Source organism: Xanthomonas sp. WHRI 1810A (assembly GCF_040202885.1).
GTDB lineage: Bacteria > Pseudomonadota > Gammaproteobacteria > Pseudomonadales > Pseudomonadaceae > Aquipseudomonas.
Window position 1 is genome coordinate 235,533 of record NZ_JBEGED010000001.1, and the last position, 21,975, is coordinate 257,507.

General features: G+C 59.5%; 22 protein-coding genes. 5 read left to right on the forward strand and 17 right to left on the reverse strand.

Translation table 11 applies throughout. From position 1 onward, the window contains the following. Positions 1 to 79 precede the first annotated feature (79 nt). Entirely contained in the window at positions 80 to 508 is a 429-nt protein-coding gene (locus ABQX22_RS01080; RefSeq protein ID WP_349795620.1) for a quorum-sensing-regulated virulence factor family protein, read from the forward strand. Positions 509 to 511: 3 nt separating this feature from the next. Here ABQX22_RS01080 and ABQX22_RS01085 read toward each other — a convergent pair whose 3' ends face one another. Beyond that, positions 512 to 712, reverse strand: a complete 201-nt coding sequence (locus tag ABQX22_RS01085) for a hypothetical protein (protein ID WP_349795622.1) — start codon at positions 710 to 712, stop codon at positions 512 to 514. A gap of 336 nt (positions 713 to 1,048) precedes the next feature. Here ABQX22_RS01085 and ABQX22_RS01090 point away from each other — a divergent pair, with 336 nt between their 5' ends. Continuing rightward, entirely contained in the window at positions 1,049 to 2,167 is a 1,119-nt protein-coding gene (locus ABQX22_RS01090) for a TIGR00730 family Rossman fold protein (protein ID WP_349795624.1), read from the forward strand. Positions 2,168 to 2,199: 32 nt separating this feature from the next. On the opposite strand, the gene recX is transcribed toward ABQX22_RS01090, so the two are convergent. The 3 genes from recX to ABQX22_RS01105 all read right to left on the reverse strand — a co-directional run bounded on the left by recX (position 2,200) and on the right by ABQX22_RS01105 (position 4,324). After that, on the reverse strand, positions 2,200 to 2,667 hold the full coding sequence (gene recX / locus ABQX22_RS01095; protein ID WP_349795626.1) for a recombination regulator RecX: 468 nt from the start codon (positions 2,665 to 2,667) through the stop codon (positions 2,200 to 2,202). A gap of 8 nt (positions 2,668 to 2,675) precedes the next feature. Continuing rightward, positions 2,676 to 3,737, reverse strand: a complete 1,062-nt coding sequence (recA, locus tag ABQX22_RS01100) for a recombinase RecA (protein ID WP_349795628.1) — start codon at positions 3,735 to 3,737, stop codon at positions 2,676 to 2,678. A gap of 86 nt (positions 3,738 to 3,823) precedes the next feature. Next, positions 3,824 to 4,324 carry a CinA family protein gene (locus ABQX22_RS01105; protein ID WP_349795630.1) on the reverse strand — a complete coding sequence of 167 codons (501 nt, stop codon included), beginning with the start codon at positions 4,322 to 4,324 and terminating at the stop codon, positions 3,824 to 3,826. 500 nt (positions 4,325 to 4,824) lie between these two features. Between ABQX22_RS01105 and mutS the strand changes: the two genes are divergently transcribed. Then, complete coding sequence (mutS, locus tag ABQX22_RS01110) at positions 4,825 to 7,404, forward strand: DNA mismatch repair protein MutS (protein WP_349795632.1); 2,580 nt, start codon at positions 4,825 to 4,827, stop codon at positions 7,402 to 7,404. A 239-nt stretch (positions 7,405 to 7,643) separates the two neighbouring features. Further along, positions 7,644 to 7,967 (forward strand): ferredoxin FdxA, encoded by a 324-nt coding sequence (fdxA, locus tag ABQX22_RS01115; RefSeq protein WP_349795634.1) that lies wholly within the window; start codon positions 7,644 to 7,646, stop codon positions 7,965 to 7,967. A 547-nt stretch (positions 7,968 to 8,514) separates the two neighbouring features. Here the strand turns inward: fdxA and rpoS are convergent. The 8 genes from rpoS to ABQX22_RS01155 all read right to left on the reverse strand — a co-directional run bounded on the left by rpoS (position 8,515) and on the right by ABQX22_RS01155 (position 15,736). Next, positions 8,515 to 9,519 carry an RNA polymerase sigma factor RpoS gene (rpoS, locus tag ABQX22_RS01120; RefSeq protein ID WP_349795636.1) on the reverse strand — a complete coding sequence of 335 codons (1,005 nt, stop codon included), beginning with the start codon at positions 9,517 to 9,519 and terminating at the stop codon, positions 8,515 to 8,517. 107 nt (positions 9,520 to 9,626) lie between these two features. Then, positions 9,627 to 10,496, reverse strand: coding sequence for a peptidoglycan DD-metalloendopeptidase family protein (locus tag ABQX22_RS01125; RefSeq protein ID WP_349795638.1), 870 nt, complete (start codon positions 10,494 to 10,496; stop codon positions 9,627 to 9,629). A 190-nt stretch (positions 10,497 to 10,686) separates the two neighbouring features. Beyond that, complete coding sequence (locus ABQX22_RS01130) at positions 10,687 to 11,364, reverse strand: protein-L-isoaspartate(D-aspartate) O-methyltransferase (protein WP_349795640.1); 678 nt, start codon at positions 11,362 to 11,364, stop codon at positions 10,687 to 10,689. Beyond that, positions 11,364 to 12,113, reverse strand: coding sequence for a 5'/3'-nucleotidase SurE (gene surE / locus ABQX22_RS01135; protein ID WP_349795642.1), 750 nt, complete (start codon positions 12,111 to 12,113; stop codon positions 11,364 to 11,366). Before surE ends, ABQX22_RS01130 begins: the two co-directional genes overlap by 1 nt. Beyond that, on the reverse strand, positions 12,101 to 13,159 hold the full coding sequence (gene truD / locus ABQX22_RS01140) for a tRNA pseudouridine(13) synthase TruD (protein ID WP_349795644.1): 1,059 nt from the start codon (positions 13,157 to 13,159) through the stop codon (positions 12,101 to 12,103). Before truD ends, surE begins: the two co-directional genes overlap by 13 nt. Continuing rightward, positions 13,156 to 13,629 (reverse strand): 2-C-methyl-D-erythritol 2,4-cyclodiphosphate synthase, encoded by a 474-nt coding sequence (gene ispF, locus ABQX22_RS01145; protein WP_349795645.1) that lies wholly within the window; start codon positions 13,627 to 13,629, stop codon positions 13,156 to 13,158. The genes truD and ispF overlap by 4 nt, the downstream gene beginning before the upstream one ends. 52 nt (positions 13,630 to 13,681) lie before the next feature. Continuing rightward, entirely contained in the window at positions 13,682 to 14,527 is an 846-nt protein-coding gene (gene fghA, locus ABQX22_RS01150; protein ID WP_349795647.1) for an S-formylglutathione hydrolase, read from the reverse strand. A gap of 99 nt (positions 14,528 to 14,626) precedes the next feature. Further along, positions 14,627 to 15,736 (reverse strand): S-(hydroxymethyl)glutathione dehydrogenase/class III alcohol dehydrogenase, encoded by a 1,110-nt coding sequence (locus ABQX22_RS01155; RefSeq protein WP_441005234.1) that lies wholly within the window; start codon positions 15,734 to 15,736, stop codon positions 14,627 to 14,629. Between the two features lie 109 nt (positions 15,737 to 15,845). On the opposite strand from ABQX22_RS01155, the gene ABQX22_RS01160 reads away from it, so the two are divergent. Continuing rightward, complete coding sequence (locus ABQX22_RS01160) at positions 15,846 to 16,739, forward strand: LysR family transcriptional regulator (protein ID WP_349795650.1); 894 nt, start codon at positions 15,846 to 15,848, stop codon at positions 16,737 to 16,739. 104 nt (positions 16,740 to 16,843) lie between these two features. Here the strand turns inward: ABQX22_RS01160 and ispD are convergent, their stop codons facing one another. The 5 genes from ispD to ABQX22_RS01185 form a co-directional block, all read right to left on the reverse strand. Further along, positions 16,844 to 17,554: a 2-C-methyl-D-erythritol 4-phosphate cytidylyltransferase gene (gene ispD / locus ABQX22_RS01165; RefSeq protein ID WP_349795651.1), complete on the reverse strand. Its 711-nt coding sequence runs from the start codon at positions 17,552 to 17,554 to the stop codon at positions 16,844 to 16,846. Between the two features lie 10 nt (positions 17,555 to 17,564). Then, the gene (gene ftsB, locus ABQX22_RS01170) at positions 17,565 to 17,843 is read right to left on the reverse strand and encodes a cell division protein FtsB (RefSeq protein ID WP_331189073.1); all 279 of its coding nucleotides are present in this window, start codon (positions 17,841 to 17,843) and stop codon (positions 17,565 to 17,567) included. Positions 17,844 to 18,003: 160 nt separating this feature from the next. Further along, the gene (eno, locus tag ABQX22_RS01175; protein ID WP_349795652.1) at positions 18,004 to 19,290 is read right to left on the reverse strand and encodes a phosphopyruvate hydratase; all 1,287 of its coding nucleotides are present in this window, start codon (positions 19,288 to 19,290) and stop codon (positions 18,004 to 18,006) included. 169 nt (positions 19,291 to 19,459) lie between these two features. Beyond that, positions 19,460 to 20,305 (reverse strand): 3-deoxy-8-phosphooctulonate synthase, encoded by an 846-nt coding sequence (kdsA, locus tag ABQX22_RS01180; protein ID WP_349795653.1) that lies wholly within the window; start codon positions 20,303 to 20,305, stop codon positions 19,460 to 19,462. Positions 20,306 to 20,320: 15 nt separating this feature from the next. Then, the gene (locus ABQX22_RS01185) at positions 20,321 to 21,952 is read right to left on the reverse strand and encodes a CTP synthase (RefSeq protein ID WP_349795654.1); all 1,632 of its coding nucleotides are present in this window, start codon (positions 21,950 to 21,952) and stop codon (positions 20,321 to 20,323) included. Positions 21,953 to 21,975 lie beyond the last annotated feature (23 nt).

Genomic DNA, 21,975 nt, shown 5'->3' on the forward strand with positions numbered 1-21,975 from the left:
CTTCAAACGCACCACAGCCGCAGTGAACGCCTTTACCTATGTTGGGTCCAACGCCCATTCACTGAACCAGGAGAATTTAATGCTGCGCCTTATCGCCCCTACCCTCACGCTTTTACTCGTCGCTCCGCTTTGCGCCCACGCCGCGTCGAAGCAGGATTTCGAACTGAGCAAAATGCTGGAAACTGTTGCGAAGGAAAGCAGCGTCGGCACGCCACGGGCGATCAACGAAGACATTCTGGACCAGGGCTACACCGTTGACGGCAAACAGCTGATCAACCACCTGAGTGTGCAGTCAGGCCAGGCGCAACAGATGCGCTCCAACCCTGATGCCGTGCGCAGTCAGTTGGGCAATAGCGTCTGCCACAACAATGGCTATCGCCAGTTGATGAGCAAAGGTGCGACGCTCAAGTATCAGTTCTCCGAGTACAAGACCAATCGGCCGATCACCAGCCAGGTGTTCACCGCTGCCGATTGCGCCGCAAAGCCTGCCAAGCCCGTCAAGAAGTAAGTGTCAGCCTTTTGATTTCAACGCGCGCCGTTGTTGATCTTCGGCGCGCATCTCGGCCAGCAGCGCCTGCATGTAATACGATTGCCTCCCGCCGGATGCCAGGCGCCTCAAGCACTCCTGTTCAAGGGTCGTACGATTGATGTGGGCCGCCTCGATGAGGAGGTTGTAGACATGCGGATCGACTTCCAGCTTGATGATTTCCATGTATCGCCTCCATGGCCAGCCGCATATCCGATCACGCGCCAGCCTCGATGAATGCCTTCTGGAGGCCACGCCTGCTGCGTGCCGTTCAGCGCTATCCAGATTCATTGGCTTACTCGGCTGCAGTGTTCAGTAAAACAGATTGCCATCATTCAAATGGATAGTCCGACGGGCGGGTGGACACACTTTCATATCAGAACGAGTGTTGCCACGGCTGACGTTATCAGCCCATTATCGACGCCAAGAGCTCCATAAGAGGCCACCAGCAGCGATGCATGACGCGCCGCGATCCGGTCAGTGGAGACAGGATCGATGATTCTGCACAAGGAGAAAGCTTGAATGCCGTCCAACCTAAACGATGCGTTGTCTTCCCATTTCCAGGGCAATGGCGTCGAATTCGTTCGCATGGTCGAAGACCAGATCAACCAGGTCGCGCCCGACAGCCCCAACGCCGGGCTGTATCGCGACATGATGCTCACGGTCCTGCGAATGGCGCAGGAAGACCGCAATCGTTGGAATGCCAAAATCACCTTGCAGGCACTGCGCGAACTCGAAAACGCCTTCCGCGTGCTCGATGCGTTCAAGGGCCGGCGCAAAGTAACCGTCTTCGGGTCAGCCCGCACTCCGCCTGAACACCCCATTTATGCCCTGGCCCGAGAACTGGGCGCCAGGTTGGCGGCTTCAGACCTGATGGTCATCACGGGTGGGGGCGGCGGCATCATGGCGGCGGCCCACGAAGGTGCAGGTCTGGAATACAGCCTGGGCTTCAATATCACCCTGCCGTTCGAACAGCACGCCAATGCCACCGTGGACGGTACTGACAACCTGCTCCCGTTCCATTTCTTCTTCACCCGCAAGTTGTTCTTCGTCAAGGAAGCGGATGCGCTGGTGCTCTGCCCGGGCGGCTTCGGCACACTGGATGAAGCGCTGGAAGTGCTGACGCTGGTTCAGACCGGAAAGAGCCCGCTGGTACCGATTGTCTTGCTGGATGCACCAGGTGGCACGTTCTGGCAGGGAGCCTTGAACTTCATCAAGGAAGAACTTGAAGGCAACCATTACATCCTGGCCAGGGACATGAACCTGTTGAAGCTGGTTTACAGCGCGGATGAAGCCGTCGAGGAAATCAATCAGTTCTACAGCAACTTCCACTCAACCCGCTGGCTGAAGAAACAGTTCGTCATCCGAATGCGTCACGCGCTGAACGAAGCAGCTTTGGCGCATATCCAGGATGCATTCGCAGATTTGCGCCTGAATGATGATTTTCATCAACACGTCTATCAGGGGCAGGAACACGATGACGCTCAGTTCAGCCATCTGACGCGTCTGGCCTTCAGTTTCAACGGTAGAAATCAGGGGCGATTGCGCGAACTGGTGAACTACATCAACCGAGCAGAAAACTGGGCCACCCCGTCAAAAGTCGACGCGACTTACGCGCGCCAGCCTTTGCAGGAAACGTAAGCGTCTGAATCCGACAAGCGAAGGCCCTTGCCTCAGTCGTCGTTGCCACGGCCGCTTAACAGGCGGCCGATCATATCCATTGAGTAGCCCCGGTAGATCAGAAAGCGTCCTTGCCGGGCTCGCTCTTTAACGTCCGAAGGCAGCTGGCCAGAGAACTTGCGGCGCCAGGTGTCTTCCAGCTTCTCATGCCAATCAATCCCGCACTCTTTCAGCGCCAGTTCGATGTCGGGTCGTGGCAGACCGCGCTGACTGAGTTCTTCACGAATACGCAAAGGCCCGTAGCCTGAGCGGGCACGGTAGGAAACGAAGCTTTCGAGGTAGCGGGATTCCGAGAGGAGACCCTCTTCCGTCAAACGGTCGAGGGCGGGCTCGATCAACTCGGGGGGAGCACCGCGCTGACGCAACTTTCGCGTCAGCTCTACCCGACCATGCTCGCGGCGAGCGAGCAGGTCCATGGCAGTACGGCGTATGGCAACGGGTGTATCGAGCACGGCCGACATGAGTGCACTCAGATGTCGGCGTCTTCGACTTCAGCCACATCGTTCTGAGGAACACGAGTGGATTGAGACTTGACGTCAGGTGCAGCCGTCAGCAGTTTTTCGCGGATCTGCTTCTCGACGGTGGCGCCAATTTCAGGGTTGTCCTGCAGGAACTTGGCGGAGTTGGCCTTGCCCTGACCGATCTTGCTGCCCTGATAGCTGTACCAGGCGCCGGACTTCTCGAGGAAGCCATGGAGAACGCCCAGGTCAATGATCTCGCCGTTACGGTAGATGCCTTTGCCGTAGAGAATCTGGAACTCGGCCTGACGGAACGGCGGAGCCACCTTGTTCTTGACGACTTTGACACGGGTTTCACTACCCACGACCTCATCCCCTTCCTTCACCGCGCCAGTACGACGGATGTCCAGACGGACCGAGGCGTAGAACTTCAGCGCGTTACCACCGGTGGTGGTTTCCGGGCTGCCGAACATCACACCGATCTTCATACGGATCTGGTTGATGAAGATGACCAGGCAGTTTGCGTTTTTGATGTTGCCGGTGATTTTACGCAGGGCCTGAGACATCAGACGCGCTTGCAGACCGACGTGCATGTCGCCCATCTCGCCTTCGATTTCCGCCTTCGGTACCAGTGCGGCGACGGAGTCGACAACGATGACGTCAATGGCATTGGAACGCACCAGCATATCGGTGATTTCCAGCGCTTGCTCGCCGGTGTCCGGCTGCGATACCAGCAGGTCGTCGACGTTGACGCCCAGCTTGAGCGCGTATTCAGGATCGAGGGCGTGTTCGGCGTCGACGAACGCGCAGGTGGCGCCCATTTTCTGGGCCTCGGCGATCACCGACAGGGTAAGCGTGGTTTTACCGGAAGATTCCGGACCGTAGATTTCAACGATCCGGCCTTTTGGAAGGCCGCCGATGCCCAATGCGATATCGAGCCCCAGCGAGCCGGTGGAGATAGAAGGAATAGCCTGGCGGTCGTGGTCACCCATGCGCATTACGGCACCTTTGCCGAACTGACGCTCGATCTGACCCAAGGCCGCAGCCAAGGCTTTCTTCTTGTTGTCGTCCATTGAAGTCCTCACGTAATAAGTTGGGGCCTGGCGGCCGATATAACTGTATAAGTAGCCAGTATTATTCCACAGGGTTCAGCGCGCGCCTACCCCCGAGGCGGTATTTCTCCAGAGGCCAGTTGTACCAACCCCTTCAGGGCAGCCTCCACCGTCTGGCGGCGAACGGCGTCACGGTCTCCCTCGAACTGCCAGCGCCGGGAGGACAGTCGCTCGCCCGCGCCCCAGCAAATCCATACGGTGCCGACCGGTTTGTCGGGTGAGCCGCCATCCGGACCTGCGACACCGCTGACCGCCACTGCGAACCGGGCAGCGCTTTTTTCCAGTGCGCCGACCACCATGGCCTCCACGACTTCCCGACTGACGGCACCCACGGTACCGAACAATTCACCCGGTACACCTAGCTGCCTGGTCTTCTGCGCATTGGAGTACGTCACGTAACCGGCTTCAAACCAGGCCGAGCTGCCGGGGATTCGGGTGATCGCCTCCGCGATACCGCCGCCGGTGCAGGACTCGGCGGTGGTCACCTGGGCGCCGGAACGCTGCAAGGATTCACCCAGTGCGGCCGCCAGTTGCGTGATGTTGTCCACAGCGCGTCTTCCTGTATGGGTGGGTAAAAACGATACCGTACACGAGGCAGATTCTGGTGCAAGGTCAGGAGCGGCTACCGAGGTAGCCGCTGGGTGGATCGTCACTATGCCGGCTCCTTGTCTTCGGCACGGTGTTTCTGAGGGCAGGGTTTCCTGACGGTTTCTATAATCGTCTCCTTCGGGCGGCGCAGCGCTTCTTCAAGAGGGATAAAGCGCCCGTTGACCGAATCCCTTCCACGTTTTCTCTTCATACAAAGTCCTTTTTGATTAGCGCCGTACCCAATCCGACGGCGATATCGACAGCCTAGACAGGACTACGAAAAAAACAGCCCATTGAAATGAAGGGTGACGATTGAGCGGGACCTGCGACCCGCCAGCGTGCGTGGTAACCTTGCGCCCATCGCAAAAGCAATCGGACACGTCGGCGGGCCACGTAGGTGGTATTCCCGCCCACTGAGTCCTATTTGCCCCACCTTCCAACGAATTTGCCTAAATACCTGATGAATAAAGCAATTTCCGATCTCTCCGCGCACACCCCCATGATGCAACAGTACTGGAAGCTGAAAAATCAGCACCCAGACCAACTGATGTTTTATCGGATGGGGGACTTCTACGAAATCTTCTACGAAGACGCCAAAAAGGCCGCGAAGCTGCTGGACATCACGCTGACCGCGCGAGGCCAGTCCGCCGGCCAGAGCATCCCCATGTGCGGCATCCCGTACCACGCGGCGGAAGGCTACCTGGCCAAGCTGGTAAAACTGGGCGAGTCGGTGGTGATCTGCGAACAGATCGGTGATCCAGCCACCAGCAAGGGCCCGGTTGACCGCCAGGTGGTGCGCATCATCACTCCCGGCACCGTCAGCGACGAGGCCTTGCTCGATGAGCGCCGTGACAACCTGATTGCCGCCGTACTGGGCGATGAGCGTCTGTTCGGGCTGGCCGTGCTGGACATCACCAGCGGCAACTTCAGCGTGCTGGAGATCAAGGGCTGGGAAAACCTGCTGGCCGAGCTTGAGCGCATCAATCCGGTGGAATTGTTGATTCCCGATGACTGGCCCCAAGGGCTGCCGGCCGAGAAACGCCGCGGCTCACGTCGCCGCGCGCCCTGGGATTTCGAGCGTGACTCGGCGCACAAAAGCCTGTGCCAGCAGTTCTCGACCCAAGACCTCAAGGGCTTCGGCTGCGAGAACCTGACCCTGGCCATCGGCGCCGCGGGCTGCCTGCTGGGTTACGCCAAGGAAACCCAACGCACTGCCCTCCCGCATTTGCGCAGCCTGCGTCATGAGCGCCTGGACGATACAGTCGTGCTGGACGGCGCAAGCCGCCGCAACCTGGAGCTGGACACCAATCTGTCCGGTGGACGCGACAACACGCTGCAATCGGTGGTCGACCGCTGCCAGACCGCCATGGGCACGCGCCTGCTCACACGCTGGCTCAATCGCCCGCTGCGGGACCTGACGATCCTTCAGGCGCGTCAGCAATCGATCACCTGCCTGCTCGAGCGCTACCGCTTTGAAAACCTGCAGCCGCAGTTGAAGGAAATCGGCGATATCGAGCGAATCCTGGCGCGGATCGGTTTGCGCAACGCGCGTCCCCGGGATTTGGCGCGGTTGCGTGACGCACTGGGTGCGCTCCCGGAACTGCAACAGGCCATGGCCGAGCTGGACACGCCGCACTTGCAACAGCTGGCACTCACCGCCAGCACCTATCCGGAGCTGGCAGATCTGCTGCAACGGGCGATCAATGACAACCCGCCGGCGGTGATCCGCGACGGCGGCGTGTTGAAAACCGGTTACGACGCTGAGCTCGACGACTTGCAGTCCTTGAGCGAAAACGCCGGCCAGTTCCTGATCGACCTGGAGGCCCGGGAAAAAGCCCGCACCGGTCTGTCGCACCTGAAGGTCGGCTACAACCGGGTGCACGGCTACTTTATCGAGCTGCCAAGCAAACAAGCCGAGCAAGCCCCGGCCGACTACATTCGGCGCCAGACGCTCAAAGGTGCTGAACGCTTTATTACGCCGGAACTGAAAGCCTTTGAAGACAAAGCGCTGTCGGCCAAGAGCCGTGCCCTGGCCCGGGAAAAAATGCTCTACGAAGCCTTGCTCGAAGACTTGATCGGCCATCTTGCGCCCCTGCAGGACACTGCCGCCGCGCTGGCAGAACTGGACGTGCTGAGCAACCTGGCCGAACGCGCTCTGAACCTGGACCTGAATTGCCCGCGCTTTGTGGATGAGCCGTGCATGCGCATCGAACAGGGCCGTCATCCGGTGGTTGAACAGGTGCTGGCCTCGCCCTTCGTCGCCAACGACCTGGCGCTGGACGACAACACCCGCATGTTGGTCATCACCGGCCCGAACATGGGCGGTAAGTCGACTTATATGCGCCAGACGGCGCTGATCGTGCTGCTGGCGCACATCGGCAGTTACGTGCCGGCGGCCAAGTGCGAGCTGTCGCTGGTTGATCGGATTTTTACCCGGATCGGCTCCAGCGATGACCTTGCGGGCGGGCGCTCGACGTTCATGGTGGAGATGAGCGAAACCGCGAACATTCTGCACAACGCAACCGACAAAAGCCTGGTGCTGATGGACGAAGTAGGCCGCGGCACCAGCACCTTCGACGGGTTGTCGCTGGCGTGGGCGGCGGCCGAGTGTCTGGCACAGTTGCGCGCCTACACACTGTTTGCGACGCACTATTTCGAGCTGACGGTGCTCCCCGAAAGCGAACCGCTGGTCGCCAACGTGCACCTCAATGCAACCGAGCATAACGAGCGCATCGTGTTCCTGCACCGCGTCCTGCCCGGGCCTGCCAGCCAGAGCTATGGCCTGGCGGTTGCGCAATTGGCCGGCGTCCCCACCAAGGTGATCAGCCGCGCCAAAGAGCATCTCCATCGCCTGGAGACCACCAGCCTGCCCCACGAGCGGCCCAAGGCGAAACCCGGCAAGCCTGCGATTCCGATGCAGAGCGATCTGTTTGCAAGTTTGCCGCACCCGGTGCTCGAAGAGCTGTCGAAGGTCAAAGTCGACGATCTCACGCCGCGTCAGGCGCTGGAGTTGTTGTACGGACTGCAAACACGGCTCTAACGAGAAACGTAACAAGCTGCTAGAATCCCGCGCGGTTTGGGATGCTGTGAGCTTTTAGCCTGGCTTCACAGAATCCGGGCCGCGTTTAAACGAAGCGAACCAGGGCCGGGCAACGCATGCGAGGCGCATCTGCCAGCAGCGATGGTCGGCAAGCTGAGTTTTAACGGCCGGGGCACTTCCCGAACCTAGCAGCCCCGTGTGTTGGGCTTTGCTGCCGCCGCCTGAGGAGAGAATTAGAAATGACCTTCGTCGTCACCGACAACTGCATCAAGTGCAAGTACACCGACTGCGTAGAAGTGTGTCCGGTGGACTGCTTCTACGAAGGCCCTAACTTCCTGGTGATTCACCCGGATGAGTGCATCGACTGTGCGCTGTGTGAGCCTGAGTGCCCTGCCAACGCGATTTTTTCGGAAGACGAAGTGCCTGCCGGGATGGAGATCTTTACCGAACTGAACGCCGAACTGGCGGACATCTGGCCCAACATCACAGAGCGCAAAGACGCACTGCCTGATGCCAAGGAATGGGACGGCAAGACCGGGAAGATTGCTGACCTGGAACGCTGATTCAGGAACCTCTGCGCAAAGGGCCTTTCGAGGCCCTTTGTGCTTTCTGGCCCTTGAGCACTTTTCTGCAGGCGAAAAAAGGGGCGGTATGACCCGCCCACATTTTTTCCATAATCCCTTTAATCCTATTCATCATCCTGATGAATCGCTTCCTGCGATGTCCCTGAGCAGTCTTCCTTGACCGCTTGCGTCGATCCCTCGACACAGTGCTGATACTAGTGGTTTGAACGCCGCGAGCAACCCGGCAAACCTTTCAAAAAAATACCTGCGGCCCAGGACTTCTCCAGAAAATATTCAGCCAATTCAGATAGATAAGATCGGTCCTACGCTTGATGGCTCTATATCGCTCCCGCCGACAAAGCCATCGCTTACACCACGAGTAAGCGATGGCTTACGCTCGAAAGGGAGGTCAGGCTGCTGGACGTTTTATATGAGAAATCCAATGTGCCGCGAGCGCTCATGCAAGACATACCGCGAGAACGCCCATAAAAAAGCCCCGAATGATCGGGGCTTTTCTGACACTTAAACGGCACTGCCCGTCACTGCATCACTGGAACAGTGACTCACTCGACAGGCCGTTTTTTTCAAGAATTTCACGAAGGCGCTTCAGGCCCTCGACCTGAATCTGCCTGACCCGCTCACGGGTCAGACCAATCTCCAGGCCTACGTCCTCCAGCGTACTGCTTTCGTGCCCGCGCAAGCCAAAGCGGCGTACGACCACTTCACGCTGCTTGTCGGTCAACTCCGACAGCCACTGATCAATGCTCTGCGACAGATCGTCATCCTGAAGCAACTCGCAAGGATCGGTCGGGCGATCATCCGTCAGCGTATCGAGCAGGGTCTTGTCTGAATCAGGCCCCAGAGACACATCAACCGATGACACCCGCTCGTTCAGGCCCAGCATGCGCTTGACCTCGCCGACGGGCTTTTCCAGCAGGTTGGCGATTTCTTCGGGAGAAGGTTCGTGATCGAGCTTTTGCGTCAACTCGCGTGCGGCCCGCAGGTACACATTGAGTTCCTTGACCACATGAATCGGCAACCGAATGGTGCGGGTCTGATTCATGATGGCGCGCTCGATGGTCTGACGAATCCACCAGGTCGCGTAGGTAGAGAAACGGAAACCGCGCTCCGGATCGAATTTCTCGACCGCTCGAATCAGGCCAAGGTTGCCCTCTTCGATCAGGTCCAGCAATGAGAGGCCGCGATTGACGTAACGCCTGGCGATTTTCACCACCAGCCGCAGATTGCTTTCGATCATGCGTTTGCGCCCGGCCGGACAGCCGCTTTGCGACAGACGCGCAAAATGGACTTCCTCTTCCGGCGAGAGCAAGGGAGAAAAACCGATTTCGTTGAGGTAAAGCTGAGTGGCGTCAAGCGCCCGTGTGTAGTCGATGTATTTGTGCTGCTTGAGCGCTGTGGAGTTTTTGGCCTTGGCACGGACAGAAGGCGCAGCTTTTTTCTTGTCCGGTGCGGTGTCCAGGACGATTGGATGCTCCATCAGGAGAACTTCATCGTCTATGTCAAACTCCGGCGCTTCTTTGCTGAGAGCCATTGTTATAGTCCTTTGGTGAGTTCGACCTCAAGCTCTAGCGGCGCCTGTTTCTTCCATGGCAACGCTTGAGCCTGTTCCCTCTACGGCAGGAACAGGCTGACAACTGATCAACGACGCGGCAAAAATTCCACAGGATCTACAGGTTTACCCTGTCGGCGAATCTCAAAATGCAGTTTCACCCGGTCAGTACCCGTCGATCCCATCTCGGCAATTGTTTGCCCGACCTTGACCTGCTGCCCCTCCCGAACCAACAGCCTACGGTTGTGACCGTAAGCACTGACGTAGGTATCGCTGTGTTTGATGATGATCAACTCGCCGTAGCCCCGCAAGCCACTCCCGGCGTACACCACCGAGCCATCAGACGCAGCCAAAACAGGCTGTCCCAAATCCCCAGCGATATCAATTCCTTTATTCAAACTACCGTTTGAAGAAAATCTGGCGATCACAATGCCATTTGTCGGCCATGCCCAACCGCTCGCAGACTTCACGCCAGCGACGACCGGAGTGGTCGCCGGGGTCGTCGCAACCACGGGTGCAACCCCCACGGGCCGGGAGATAACCGTGGTTTTGACCGAGCCCGAAGGAGACGTCGAACTGCGGGTGGTGGTCTGCGGGACTACAGCCGGCGCGGAAGCAACGCTCCCCGAAGAGGCATTTGATCGACCGTCAAAGCGAATCGTCTGACCGACGTGAATGGTGAAAGGCTCGGGAATGCTGTTGCGAGCGGCCAGGGCTTTCCAGTCCCAACCGTAACGAAATGCGATGGAAAACAGCGTGTCCCCACGCTTGACCACGTATTGCCCGGTGGTCACCGGCTGACGCTGAGGTGCGACGGGTTTGCCATTGCGGTCGACAACCCGCACGCCCCCGGTCGGAGTGCTGGAGCAGCCGACCAACAGGACACTGAGGGCAATGCCAGTCACCAGCCGCTGAAAACTTGTTGAAGACATACGCTGCCGAATGACTGTGAGACTCACCCGCCACTCCCTTTACTGGTGACTGAATTGAAGCTGTCCATTGTGCCGTATGCACGACTGACAGCTTGACGATAACTGGTGTTGGTATGCGCTGGTGTGGTTGCAGGCACTCGAATCTCGCTAAGCGTCAAAATGCCAGCCTGTAGACCGACGGCATGGATGAGAATTCAGTACCCGCGCAAAACGAGCGTCATGCCAGTGGCCCATTGAGCAGCGGCACGAAACGTACGGCGCCGAGGACGTGACGTGAGAAACCGTTTTCTTCACGGATGATCAGCATCAACTGCTGCACTTCGCCAGACCCCACCGGAATGACCAGGCGGCCGCCGGGTGCCAGCTGATCAAGCAGCGCCTGAGGCACATCGGTGGCCACCGCGGTGACGATAATACCGTTGTAGGGTGCCAGCGCCGGCCAACCTTCCCAACCGTCACCCCATCGGAAGACCATATTGCGCAGGTTCAACTCGACCAGTCGTTCCTTCGCGCGGTCCTGAAGCACCTTGATCCGCTCAACCGAAAAGACCCGCTCGACCAACTGCGCCAGGACGGCGGTCTGATAACCCGACCCGGTGCCGATCTCCAGCACTTTGTCCAGGGGGCCTGCCGCCAGGAGCAATTCGCTCATGCGGGCCACCATGTACGGTTGGGAAATGGTCTGGTTATGACCGATGGGCAGCGCGGTGTCTTCGTAGGCGCGGTGCGCCAGCGCTTCGTCCACGAACAAATGGCGAGGCGTCTTGCGGATCACGTCCAGCACTTGCGCGTTGGACACGCCCTCTTCATACAAACGTTGAATCAAACGCTCACGCGTACGCTGGGAGGTCATTCCCACGCCACGACGCAACAGGTCATCTTGTTCACGCGACATCAGGCCATTCCCTCCAGCCAAGCGTTCAGGCTGTTGAAACCGTCCTGATAGGTTCGATCCAGCTGCAACGGGGTGATCGATACATAACCTTGTATCACCGCATGGAAGTCCGTGCCCGGTCCGCCATCCTCGGCGTCACCGGCCGCAGCGATCCAGTAGCCGGCCCGGCCACGGGGGTCAACCACGCGCACGGGCGCCGCAGCACGCGTGCGGTGCCCAAGTCGGGTCAGCTGGATGCCGCGGATGTGTTCGAGCGGCAGATTCGGAATATTCACATTCAATACAGTGCGAGGTGGCAGATCGAGTTGCTCATGAGCCTGGACCAGCAATCGGGCGTAATGAGCAGCGGTTGCGAGGTTATCGACCTGACGTGACAAAAATGAAAAGGCAAATGAAGGCCGTTGCAGAAATCGTCCTTCCAGTGCCGCTGCGACCGTGCCCGAATACAGCACATCGTCGCCCAGGTTAGCGCCCAGGTTGATCCCGGACACCACCATGTCCGGCTCGACCTCCAGCAGGCCATGGAGCCCGAGGTGAACGCAATCGGTCGGCGTGCCGTTGACGCTGATGAAGCCGTTATCCAGCGTATGGGGGTGCAACGGCCGATCCAGCGTCAGCGAACTGCTCGCGCCGCTTCGGTCTTGATCGGGCGCCACGACCACGCACTCGGCATAGTCAGCCAGCGCGCCATAGAGCGCAGCCAGACCGGGTGCAGTGACCCCGTCGTCATTTGAAATCAGAATACGCATGAGCTGTCCGTCTGCCCCACCGGCGCCAGATCGACGAGTTCGCGCACCAAAACGGTGGCGAAGCATCCGGCCGGTAGAACGAATTCCAGTTGCAGAATGTCAGGCTCGGGATAATGCCACGTCAACTGCCCAATGGGCAGTCGCAGGATGCGCCGCTCGTGCTCCATGCCGGCTCTGATCAACCAGTCACGCAACACCGCTTCGTCGGCAACGACAGCGTTTTCAAGCTCGGCGGTCACACCTGAGGCGGGCGAATCGCCCTCGCCCCACTGTGGCCCTGTCGGGTGCAGATCGAGGATCGCCAGACGCGGATCGCTGCATTCTGCCTCGCCGGCCGGGAAAAAACTGCGGCTGTCGGTAAAGGCCAGCAAGTCGCCAACCTGTGCACGCTGCCAGCTGCCATCACTGACGCGGGCGGCCAACACCTTGTTGAACAGGTAGCTGCGGGCCGTCGACAGCAGCCGCGACCGCACGTTACGTTGTTCGGGCAGGGCCTTGCGCTCGGCGTACTGCCGCGCTTCGCCGACGTTGCCACCGTCGTAACCGAAACGCTGGGCACCAAAGTAATTGGGGATGCCCTGCTGCTTGATCGATTCAAGCCGCTGGTCCAGCGCCGCCTTATCAGCGTGTAACTGAGTCAGGCGCAACGTGAAGCCGTTGGCGGCGTGGGCGCCGCGCTGCAATTTACGTTTGTGCCGTGTGCTCTTGAGGATTTTCAGCGTGTCGTTTTCAGCGGCGGACAGGTCCGGATCGGCCTTGCCGGGCAACTGGATGCTGAACCACTGACGGGTCAGCGCCTGGCGATCCTTCAACCCGGCATAGCTGACCGTACGCAATTGCACGCCAGCGGCCTTGGCCAGTCGACGGGCTGCCTCTTCGGTATTCAGGCCGCGCTTTTCCACCCAAAGCCAAAGGTGTTCGCCATCGCCGGACAACGGTATGTCCAGCACTTCATCGACCTGGAAGTCTTCAGTAATGGCCTTCAGGACGGCAGTGCCCAAGGCGTCTCCGTAAGCACGCGGGCCCAGCAGCTCGAGTTCGGTCATGCGGCAATCAACAATGCAACGGCGTGCACCGCGATGCCTTCTTCACGGCCGGTAAACCCGAGCTTTTCGGTGGTGGTGGCCTTGACGTTGACCTGGTCGAGATCAACCTGCAGGTCAGCGGCGATCAAGGCACGCATGGCGTCGATGTGCGGGGCCATCTTCGGCGCCTGGGCCACGATGGTGGCGTCGACGTTCCCGACCTTCCAGCCCTTGGCCTGCAACTGCTTGAGGACATGGCGCAACAGGACGCGGCTGTCCGCACCCTTGAATTGCGGGTCAGTGTCGGGGAAGTGTTTACCGATGTCGCCCAGCGCAGCAGCCCCCAGCAACGCATCGCTTAGCGCATGCAGCAGCACGTCGCCATCGGAATGGGCAAGCAGACCGGACTTGTGCGCAATCCGCACCCCACCCAAGGTAATGAAATCGCCTTCAGCGAAACGGTGCACATCGTAGCCGTGGCCAATACGCATAAAAAAACGCCCTGAAAAAGTCAGGGCGTGATTCTACCTACTTTGTTGCTCATTAGCGCATCAAGGCGCGCGCATGATGACGAAGGTGGTCTTCGATGAAGCTGGCAATGAAGAAATAGCTGTGGTCATAGCCCGGTTGCAACCGCAGATCAAGCGGATGATCGGCGGATTTCGCCGCCTGGATCAGCGCTTCAGGCTTGAGTTGAGTGGCCAGGAAATCATCCCGATCACCCTGATCCACCAGGATCGGCAGCTTCTCGGTCGCTTCGGCGATCAGGGCGCAGCTGTCCCATTCGCGCCAGCGAGCACGGTCTTCACCGAGGAAACGGGAGAAGGCTTTCTGCCCCCACGGGCAATCCATCGGATTGGTGATGGGCGAGAACGCCGAGACCGACTGGTAGCGACCGGGGTTGCGCAAGGCACACACCAATGCGCCGTGACCGCCCATCGAATGACCGCTGACGCCGCGCACATCGGACGCCGGGAAATGGGCTTCAACCAACGCGGGCAGCTCGTTCACCACGTAGTCGTGCATGTGGTAATGCCGGGCCCAGGGTTGCTGCGTGGCATTGAGGTAAAAACCGGCACCCAGCCCGAAGTCCCAGGCATTGTCCGGATCGCCCGGAACGTCGGGGCCGCGCGGGCTGGTGTCGGGGGCAACGATGATCAACCCCAGCTCGGCGGCCACCCGCTGGGCGCCGGCCTTCTGCATGAAGTTTTCGTCGGTGCAGGTCAGTCCGGACAGCCAGTACACCACCGGCAGTTTGCCGCCCTGCTCCGCTTGGGGCGGCAGGTAAACGGCGAAGGTCATGTCACAGCCGAGCACATCGGAATGATGCTTGTAACGCTTGTGCCAGCCGCCGAAGCTTTTCTGGCACGAGAGATTTTCAAGGGTCATGGTCGCAGGCTCCCAGCTGCAAGCCGCAAGCTACAGGCTGCAAGAAGGGTCATACGCGCGCCCGCTTGCAGCTTGAAACTTGCAGCTTGAAGCTGCTGTTTAGAAATGAATGACGGTACGGATGCTCTTGCCTTCGTGCATCAGGTCGAACGCTTCGTTGATTGCGTCCAGGCCCATGGTGTGGGTGATGAAGGTATCGAGTGGGATCTCGCCGGTCTGGGATTTCTCGACGTAGCTTGGCAGTTCGGTGCGCCCCTTTACGCCGCCGAACGCCGAACCGCGCCAGACGCGGCCGGTCACCAGCTGGAATGGACGGGTAGAGATTTCCTGGCCGGACGGCGCAACGCCGATGATGACCGACTCGCCCCAACCCTTGTGGCAGCATTCCAGGGCCGCGCGCATCAGGCCCACATTGCCGATGCATTCAAAGCTGTAGTCCACGCCGCCATCAGTCAGCTCGACGATGACGTCCTGAATCGGCTTGTCGTGTTCTTTGGGGTTAATGAAATCGGTAGCGCCCAGCTCACGTGCCACATCGAATTTCGCCGGGTTGATGTCGATGGCAATGATGCGCGACGCCTTGGCCATCTTCGCACCAATGATCGCCGCCAGGCCGATGCCGCCCAGGCCGAACACGGCGACGGTTGCACCTTCTTCAACCTTGGCAGTGTTCAGCACGGCGCCTATGCCGGTGGTGACGCCGCAACCCAGCAGGCAGACCTTTTCCAGCGGCGCTTCTTTGGGGATCTTGGCCAGGGAAATTTCCGGCAGCACGGTGTACTCGGAGAAGGTCGAGCAGCCCATGTAGTGGTAAACCGGCTCGCCGTTGTAGCTGAAACGCGTGGTGCCATCCGGCATCAGGCCCTTGCCCTGGGTGGCGCGCACTTTCTGGCAGAGGTTGGTTTTGCCGGACAGGCAGAATTTGCACTCGCGGCACTCGGCCGTGTACAGCGGGATCACATGGTCGCCTACTGCCAGCGAGGTCACGCCTTCGCCCACGGCCTCGACGATACCGCCGCCTTCGTGCCCGAGTATGCATGGGAACACCCCTTCGGAATCCGCGCCGGACAAGGTGTAGGCATCGGTGTGGCAGACGCCGGTGGCCACGATACGGACCAGCACCTCACCCGCTTTGGGCGCCTCGACATCCACTTCAACGATTTGCAACGGTTGGTTGGGGCCGAAGGCTACAGCGGCGCGTGACTTGATCATCAAATTTTCTCCAGCGAAGTAAGCACAAGCCATGGAGTGTAATACATCGATGAATGATGAATAATCAGGCCGAAAGCAAAACATTAGTGCTGTACAGGGACAATCGATGCACGCCAACAGCTGGGAAGGTATGGACGAGTTTGTCGCCGTGGCCGAGTGTGGACAGTTCACCGCGGCCGCTGAGCGCCTCGGCATGTCGTCGTCGCACATCAGTCGGCAGATCGCGCGGCTGGAGGAGCGTCTGCAAACCAAGCTGCTGTACCGCAGCACACGGCGGGTGGCGTTGACCGAGGCCGGCCAGACCTTTCTGCATCACTGCCAACGGTTGCAGGACGGGCGCGAAGAAGCGCTGCGCGCGGTGGGCGATCTCACCAGCGAACCCAAAGGCCTGCTGCGCATGACTTGCGCTGTGGCGTACGGCGAGCGCTTTATCGCGCCTCTGGTCACGCGTTTCATGGACGAGTACCCGCAATTGCGCGTGGACATCGAGCTGACCAACAACACGCTGGACCTGGTGCACGAGGGCATGGACCTGGCGATCCGGCTTGGCCGTCTGCAGGAGTCGCGATTGGTCGCGACGCGCCTGGCGCCGCGCAGGATGTACCTGTGCGCGGCGCCTTCCTACGTTCAGCGCTACGGTCGCCCGCACAGTGTGTCGGAACTGAGTCGGCATAACTGCCTGATCGGTAGCTCGGATACGTGGTTGTTGCAGCAGAACGGCAAGGAATTTTCCCAACGCATTCACGGAAATTGGCGCTGCAACAGTGGTCAGGCGGTGCTGGACGCGGCACTGCATGGCGCGGGGATCTGTCAGCTTCCGGACTATTACGTGCTGGGGCATCTGAAGAGCGGCGCGCTGATCTCGTTGCTCGAAGCGCACCAACCGCCCAACACGGCAGTGTGGGGGCTGTATCCCCAGCAACGGCATCTGTCGCCCAAGGTGAGGAAGCTGGTGGATTATCTGAAGGCGGGGTTGGCGATGCGGGAGGAATATTTGTGAAAAGAGGCCGCAACGGATGAGTCTCTGTAGGAGCCAACTTGTTGGCGAAGCGGCTTTGCGCCGAGCCAGATCCATTGCTTCGCGAACAAGTTCGCTCCTACAGATTATCGATTGAAATCCCCACGCCGCTGCCGTAACCACTCCAGATCTTCCGGGCGCGTGACTTTAATGTTGTCGGCCCGCCCTTCAATCAGGCGCGGCGATTGCCCGGTCCACTCAATGGCCGACGCTTCATCGGTGATCGCGACGTTCGACACCAGGCTGTCCGCCAACGCCCGATGCAACGCCCCCAGGCGAAACATTTGCGGCGTGTAGGCCTGCCAGATCAGGCTGCGGTCGACGGTCTCGGTCACGCGCCCATTGCTGTCAGCGCGCTTAAGGGTGTCTTTGGCCGGCACGGCAAGCAGGCCGCCGACAGGGTCGTCAGCCAGTTCGCCAAGCAGATTATCCAGATCGCTGCGCGCCAGATTAGGCCGCGCCGCGTCGTGCACCAGCACCCAATCGTTATCGTCAGCGCCGTGGGCATGCAGGTGCAGCAACGCGTTGAGGACTGAACCCGAACGCTCTTTGCCGCCATCCACCCGCACGATTCGCGAGTCCAGGGCGCAGGGCAACGTCGGCCAGTACGGATCGTCCACGGCCAGGCTGATCACCAATCCCTTGAGCCGGGGGTGATCGAGAAAACAAAGCAGGCTGTGTTCCAGAATGGTGAGGCCGCCCAGCGTCAGGTACTGCTTGGGACGGTCTGCCGCCATGCGAGCACCAATGCCCGCTGCGGGAATCACTGCCCAAAAGGCAGGAATGGAATCTGTCATTGCACCAACGTCATTGCGCCAACTGGTAGAGGGTTTCGCCGTCCTTCACCATGCCCAGTTCGTGACGGGCACGCTCTTCGACGGTCTCCAGACCTTTCTTCAGCTCCAGCACTTCCGCGTCAAGGACACGGTTACGCTCCAGCAGGACATCGTTTTCGGCATGTTGATCGGCAATTTGCTGAGTCAGGCTGGCCACCTGCGCCAGGCTACCGTTACCGACCCACAGACGGTATTGCAGACCAGCAAGCAGCAAGAGCAGAACAAGGAACAACCAATTAGGACTGCGCATTGGAAATATCAGTTACCCGGTGAAGAAAAGACAGCAGAGCCGACCAAGCGAAACAACCAAAAGCCCGGTGTTCACCGGGCTCATGGATCAGGACGTTTGAAAACTCGCTTAAAAAAACGAATCCCCCTACAACGCCTGCTGCCTTTTTACCATCTCCGACTCAGCCGCGAAACTCGGCGCGACCATTGTAAGGTGCCTTGCTGCCCAATTGCTCTTCGATACGCAGCAGCTGGTTGTACTTGGCGATACGATCGGAGCGGCTCAGGGAACCGGTTTTGATCTGCCCGGCAGACGTGCCCACGGCCAGATCGGCGATGGTCGAGTCTTCGGTTTCGCCCGAACGGTGGGAGATCACCGCGGTGTAACCGGCTGCCTTGGCCATTTGAATGGCTTCGAGCGTTTCGGTCAGGGTGCCGATCTGGTTGAACTTGATCAGGATCGAGTTGGCGATCTTCTTGTCGATGCCTTCTTTCAGGATCTTGGTGTTGGTCACGAACAGGTCGTCGCCCACCAGCTGGATCTTGTCGCCGATCTTGTCGGTCAGGACTTTCCAGCCTGCCCAATCGGATTCATCCAGACCGTCTTCGATTGAGATGATCGGGTGCTTGCTGACCAGGTCCGCCAGATAGTCAGCGAAACCGGCAGAGTCGTACTCGCCTTCTTCGCTCAGCGTGTACTTGCCGTTCTTGTAGAACTCGCTGGCCGCGCAATCCAGCGCCAGGGTCACATCGGTGCCCAGCTTGTAACCGGCATTGGCGACTGCTTCGGCGATGGCGTCCAGCGCGTCGGCGTTGGAGTTCAGGTTCGGTGCGAAACCGCCTTCATCGCCCACTGCAGTGTTCAGGCCACGGGCCTTGAGCACGGCTTTGAGGTGGTGAAAGATTTCAGTGCCCCAGCGCAGGCCTTCGGAGAAGGTCTTGGCGCCGACGGGCTGAATCATGAATTCCTGAATGTCGATGTTGTTATCGGCATGCTCGCCACCGTTGATGATGTTCATCATCGGGACCGGCATCGAGTAGACACCCGGCGTGCCGTTCAGGTTGGCGATGTGCGCGTAGAGCGGCAGGTCCTGATCCTGGGCGGCAGCCTTGGCGGCGGCCAGCGACACAGCGAGGATCGCGTTGGCACCCAGGCTGGCTTTGTTTTCAGTGGCGTCCAGCGCGATCATCGCGTGGTCCAGCGCCTTCTGATCAACCGGGTCCGTACCCATCAGCAGGTCGCGGATCGGACCGTTGATGTTGGCGACCGCTTTCAGTACGCCCTTGCCCATGTAACGGCCCTTGTCGCCATCACGCAGCTCAAGTGCTTCACGCGAGCCGGTGGAAGCACCGGACGGCGCGCAGGCACTGCCGATGATGCCGTTGTCGAGGAGCACGTCTGCTTCCACGGTGGGATTGCCACGGGAGTCGAGAACTTCACGACCTTTGATGTCGACGATTTTTGCCATTGTTGTGAACACTCCAGGATTGACGAAAACGACGCAGCGAGGAAACGGCTGAGCATCTCAAGGCTCTAGGACAACGGGCAGGCCCTGAAACGACAAAATTCCCGACCCATTGGTCGGGAATCAAACGAGCGGCACTTTACCGGAGGGTGCAGTGCCGGAAAAGCCTGTCTTACGCGGTTTCTACTGACGGGAAGCTTTTGATCAGGTCATCCAAGGTCTTGAGCTGGGTCAGGAACGGCTCGAGCTTGTTCAGGCGCAACGCACACGGACCGTCGCACTTGGCGTTGTCCGGGTCCGGATGGGCTTCGAGAAACAGCCCTGCCAGCCCCTGGCTCATGCCGGCCTTGGCCAGGTCGGTGACCTGGGCACGACGACCGCCCGCCGAATCCGAACGACCGCCCGGCATTTGCAGGGCGTGGGTCACGTCGAAGAACACCGGGTATTCGAACGACTTCATGATGCCGAAGCCGAGCATGTCCACCACCAGGTTGTTGTAGCCGAAGCTCGAACCGCGCTCGCACAGGATCAACTGGTCGTTACCCGCCTCTTCGCATTTGGCCAGGATGTGTTTCATTTCCTGGGGCGCGAGAAACTGGGCCTTCTTGATGTTGATCACCGCACCGGTCTTGGCCATCGCCACCACCAGGTCGGTCTGACGGGACAAAAACGCCGGCAACTGAATGATGTCGCAGACTTCAGCCACCGTTGCGGCCTGATCCGGCTCATGCACGTCAGTGATCACCGGCACGTTGAAGGTGCGCTTGATCTCTTCGAAAATCCGCATGCCCGCTTCCAGGCCCGGCCCGCGGTAAGACGTCACCGAGGAACGGTTGGCCTTGTCGAAGCTCGCCTTGAACACGTAAGGGATACCGAGTTTCTCGGTAACCCGCACGTATTCTTCGCAGACCTGCATGGCCATGTCCCGCGATTCCAGGACGTTCATGCCGCCAAACAAGACCATGGGCTTGTCGTTGGCAATGTCGATGGAACCGACGCGGATGATTTTCTGTGCCATGTAATGAGTTCCCTATCAGGCTTTTTTCTGGTGTTGAACAAGCGCTGCCTTGACGAAACCGCTGAACAGCGGATGACCGTCACGTGGCGTCGAGGTGAACTCCGGGTGGAACTGGCAGGCCACGAACCACGGATGATCCGGCGCTTCGACCACTTCAACCAGCGCGCCGTCACCGGAACGACCGGAAATTTTCAGCCCGGCTTCGATCAGGCTCGGCAGCAGGTTGTTGTTCACTTCATAACGATGACGGTGACGCTCGACGATCACGTCCTTGGCGTAGCAGTCATGCACCAGTGAGCCATTTTCCAGCTGGCATTCCTGTGCACCCAGACGCATGGTGCCGCCCAGATCGGAGGTTTCGGTACGGGTTTCGACCGCGCCGGTGGCGTCTTCCCACTCGGTGATCAGGCCGACAACCGGGTGCGGGCTGCTGCGATCGAACTCGGTGGAGTTGGCGTCTTTCCAGCCCAGCACATTACGTGCGAACTCGATGACCGCCACTTGCATGCCCAGGCAGATACCCAGGTACGGCACCTTGTTTTCGCGAGCGAACTGAACGGCAGTGATCTTGCCTTCCACGCCACGCAGCCCGAAGCCGCCCGGTACCAGAATCGCGTCCACGCCTTCCAGCAGGCCGGTGCCCTGGTTTTCGATGTCTTCGGAATCGATGTAGCGCAGATTGACCTTGGTGCGGTTAGTGATGCCGGCGTGACTCATCGCTTCGATCAGCGACTTGTAGGCGTCCAGCAGCTCCATGTACTTGCCGACCATGGCGATGGTGACTTCGTGCTCAGGGTTGAGCTTGGCGTCGACCACTGCTTCCCACTCGGACAAATCCGCGCCCGAGCATTGCAGACCGAAGCGCTCGACGACGAAGTCGTCCAGGCCTTGCGAGTGCAGGATGCCGGGAATCTTGTAAATGGTGTCGGCGTCTTCCAGCGCGATAACGGCACGCTCTTCGACGTTGGTGAACTGCGCGATCTTGCGACGCGACGAGATATCGATCGGGTGATCGGAGCGGCAGACCAGCACGTCAGGCTGCAGACCGATGGAACGCAATTCCTTGACCGAGTGTTGCGTCGGCTTGGTCTTGGTTTCACCCGCGGTCGCGATGTAGGGCACCAGTGTCAGGTGCATCAACATCGCGCGGCGTGCGCCGACTTCGAAGCGCAGTTGACGAATCGCTTCGAGGAACGGTTGCGACTCGATGTCACCCACGGTGCCGCCGATCTCGACCAGTGCGACATCCGCGTCGCCGGCACCCTTGATGATGCGGCGCTTGATCTCGTCGGTGATGTGCGGGATGACCTGAATGGTCGCGCCCAGGTAATCACCACGGCGCTCTTTGCGCAGGACGTGTTCGTAAACGCGTCCGGTTGTGAAGTTGTTGTTCTGGGTCATGGTGGTGCGAATGAAGCGCTCGTAGTGACCCAGGTCCAGGTCCGTTTCGGCCCCGTCGTGGGTCACAAACACTTCACCGTGCTGGAAAGGGCTCATGGTGCCCGGATCGACGTTGATGTACGGATCCAGTTTCAGCATGGTGACCTTAAGTCCCCTCGCCTCCAGGATGGCCGCCAATGAAGCCGAAGCAATGCCTTTCCCCAATGAAGAAACAACACCGCCCGTGACGAAGATGTAGCGCGTCATGAAAAACCCTAGAAGTCTGCGTT

What these genes read in the sequence shown, in the direction of transcription:
- ABQX22_RS01080 (WP_349795620.1), top strand. Translation starts at nt 80, where the DNA reads ATGCTGCGCCTTATCGCCCCTACCCTCACGCTTTTACTCGTCGCTCCG.
- ABQX22_RS01085 (WP_349795622.1), bottom strand. Translation starts at nt 712, where the DNA reads ATGGAAATCATCAAGCTGGAAGTCGATCCGCATGTCTACAACCTCCTC.
- ABQX22_RS01090 (WP_349795624.1), top strand. Translation starts at nt 1,049, where the DNA reads ATGCCGTCCAACCTAAACGATGCGTTGTCTTCCCATTTCCAGGGCAAT.
- recX (WP_349795626.1), bottom strand. Translation starts at nt 2,667, where the DNA reads ATGTCGGCCGTGCTCGATACACCCGTTGCCATACGCCGTACTGCCATG.
- recA (WP_349795628.1), bottom strand. Translation starts at nt 3,737, where the DNA reads ATGGACGACAACAAGAAGAAAGCCTTGGCTGCGGCCTTGGGTCAGATC.
- mutS (WP_349795632.1), top strand. Translation starts at nt 4,825, where the DNA reads ATGAATAAAGCAATTTCCGATCTCTCCGCGCACACCCCCATGATGCAA.
- fdxA (WP_349795634.1), top strand. Translation starts at nt 7,644, where the DNA reads ATGACCTTCGTCGTCACCGACAACTGCATCAAGTGCAAGTACACCGAC.
- rpoS (WP_349795636.1), bottom strand. Translation starts at nt 9,519, where the DNA reads ATGGCTCTCAGCAAAGAAGCGCCGGAGTTTGACATAGACGATGAAGTT.
- ABQX22_RS01130 (WP_349795640.1), bottom strand. Translation starts at nt 11,364, where the DNA reads ATGTCGCGTGAACAAGATGACCTGTTGCGTCGTGGCGTGGGAATGACC.
- surE (WP_349795642.1), bottom strand. Translation starts at nt 12,113, where the DNA reads ATGCGTATTCTGATTTCAAATGACGACGGGGTCACTGCACCCGGTCTG.
- truD (WP_349795644.1), bottom strand. Translation starts at nt 13,159, where the DNA reads ATGACCGAACTCGAGCTGCTGGGCCCGCGTGCTTACGGAGACGCCTTG.
- ispF (WP_349795645.1), bottom strand. Translation starts at nt 13,629, where the DNA reads ATGCGTATTGGCCACGGCTACGATGTGCACCGTTTCGCTGAAGGCGAT.
- fghA (WP_349795647.1), bottom strand. Translation starts at nt 14,527, where the DNA reads ATGACCCTTGAAAATCTCTCGTGCCAGAAAAGCTTCGGCGGCTGGCAC.
- ABQX22_RS01160 (WP_349795650.1), top strand. Translation starts at nt 15,846, where the DNA reads ATGCACGCCAACAGCTGGGAAGGTATGGACGAGTTTGTCGCCGTGGCC.
- ispD (WP_349795651.1), bottom strand. Translation starts at nt 17,554, where the DNA reads ATGACAGATTCCATTCCTGCCTTTTGGGCAGTGATTCCCGCAGCGGGC.
- ftsB (WP_331189073.1), bottom strand. Translation starts at nt 17,843, where the DNA reads ATGCGCAGTCCTAATTGGTTGTTCCTTGTTCTGCTCTTGCTGCTTGCT.
- eno (WP_349795652.1), bottom strand. Translation starts at nt 19,290, where the DNA reads ATGGCAAAAATCGTCGACATCAAAGGTCGTGAAGTTCTCGACTCCCGT.
- kdsA (WP_349795653.1), bottom strand. Translation starts at nt 20,305, where the DNA reads ATGGCACAGAAAATCATCCGCGTCGGTTCCATCGACATTGCCAACGAC.
- ABQX22_RS01185 (WP_349795654.1), bottom strand. Translation starts at nt 21,952, where the DNA reads ATGACGCGCTACATCTTCGTCACGGGCGGTGTTGTTTCTTCATTGGGG.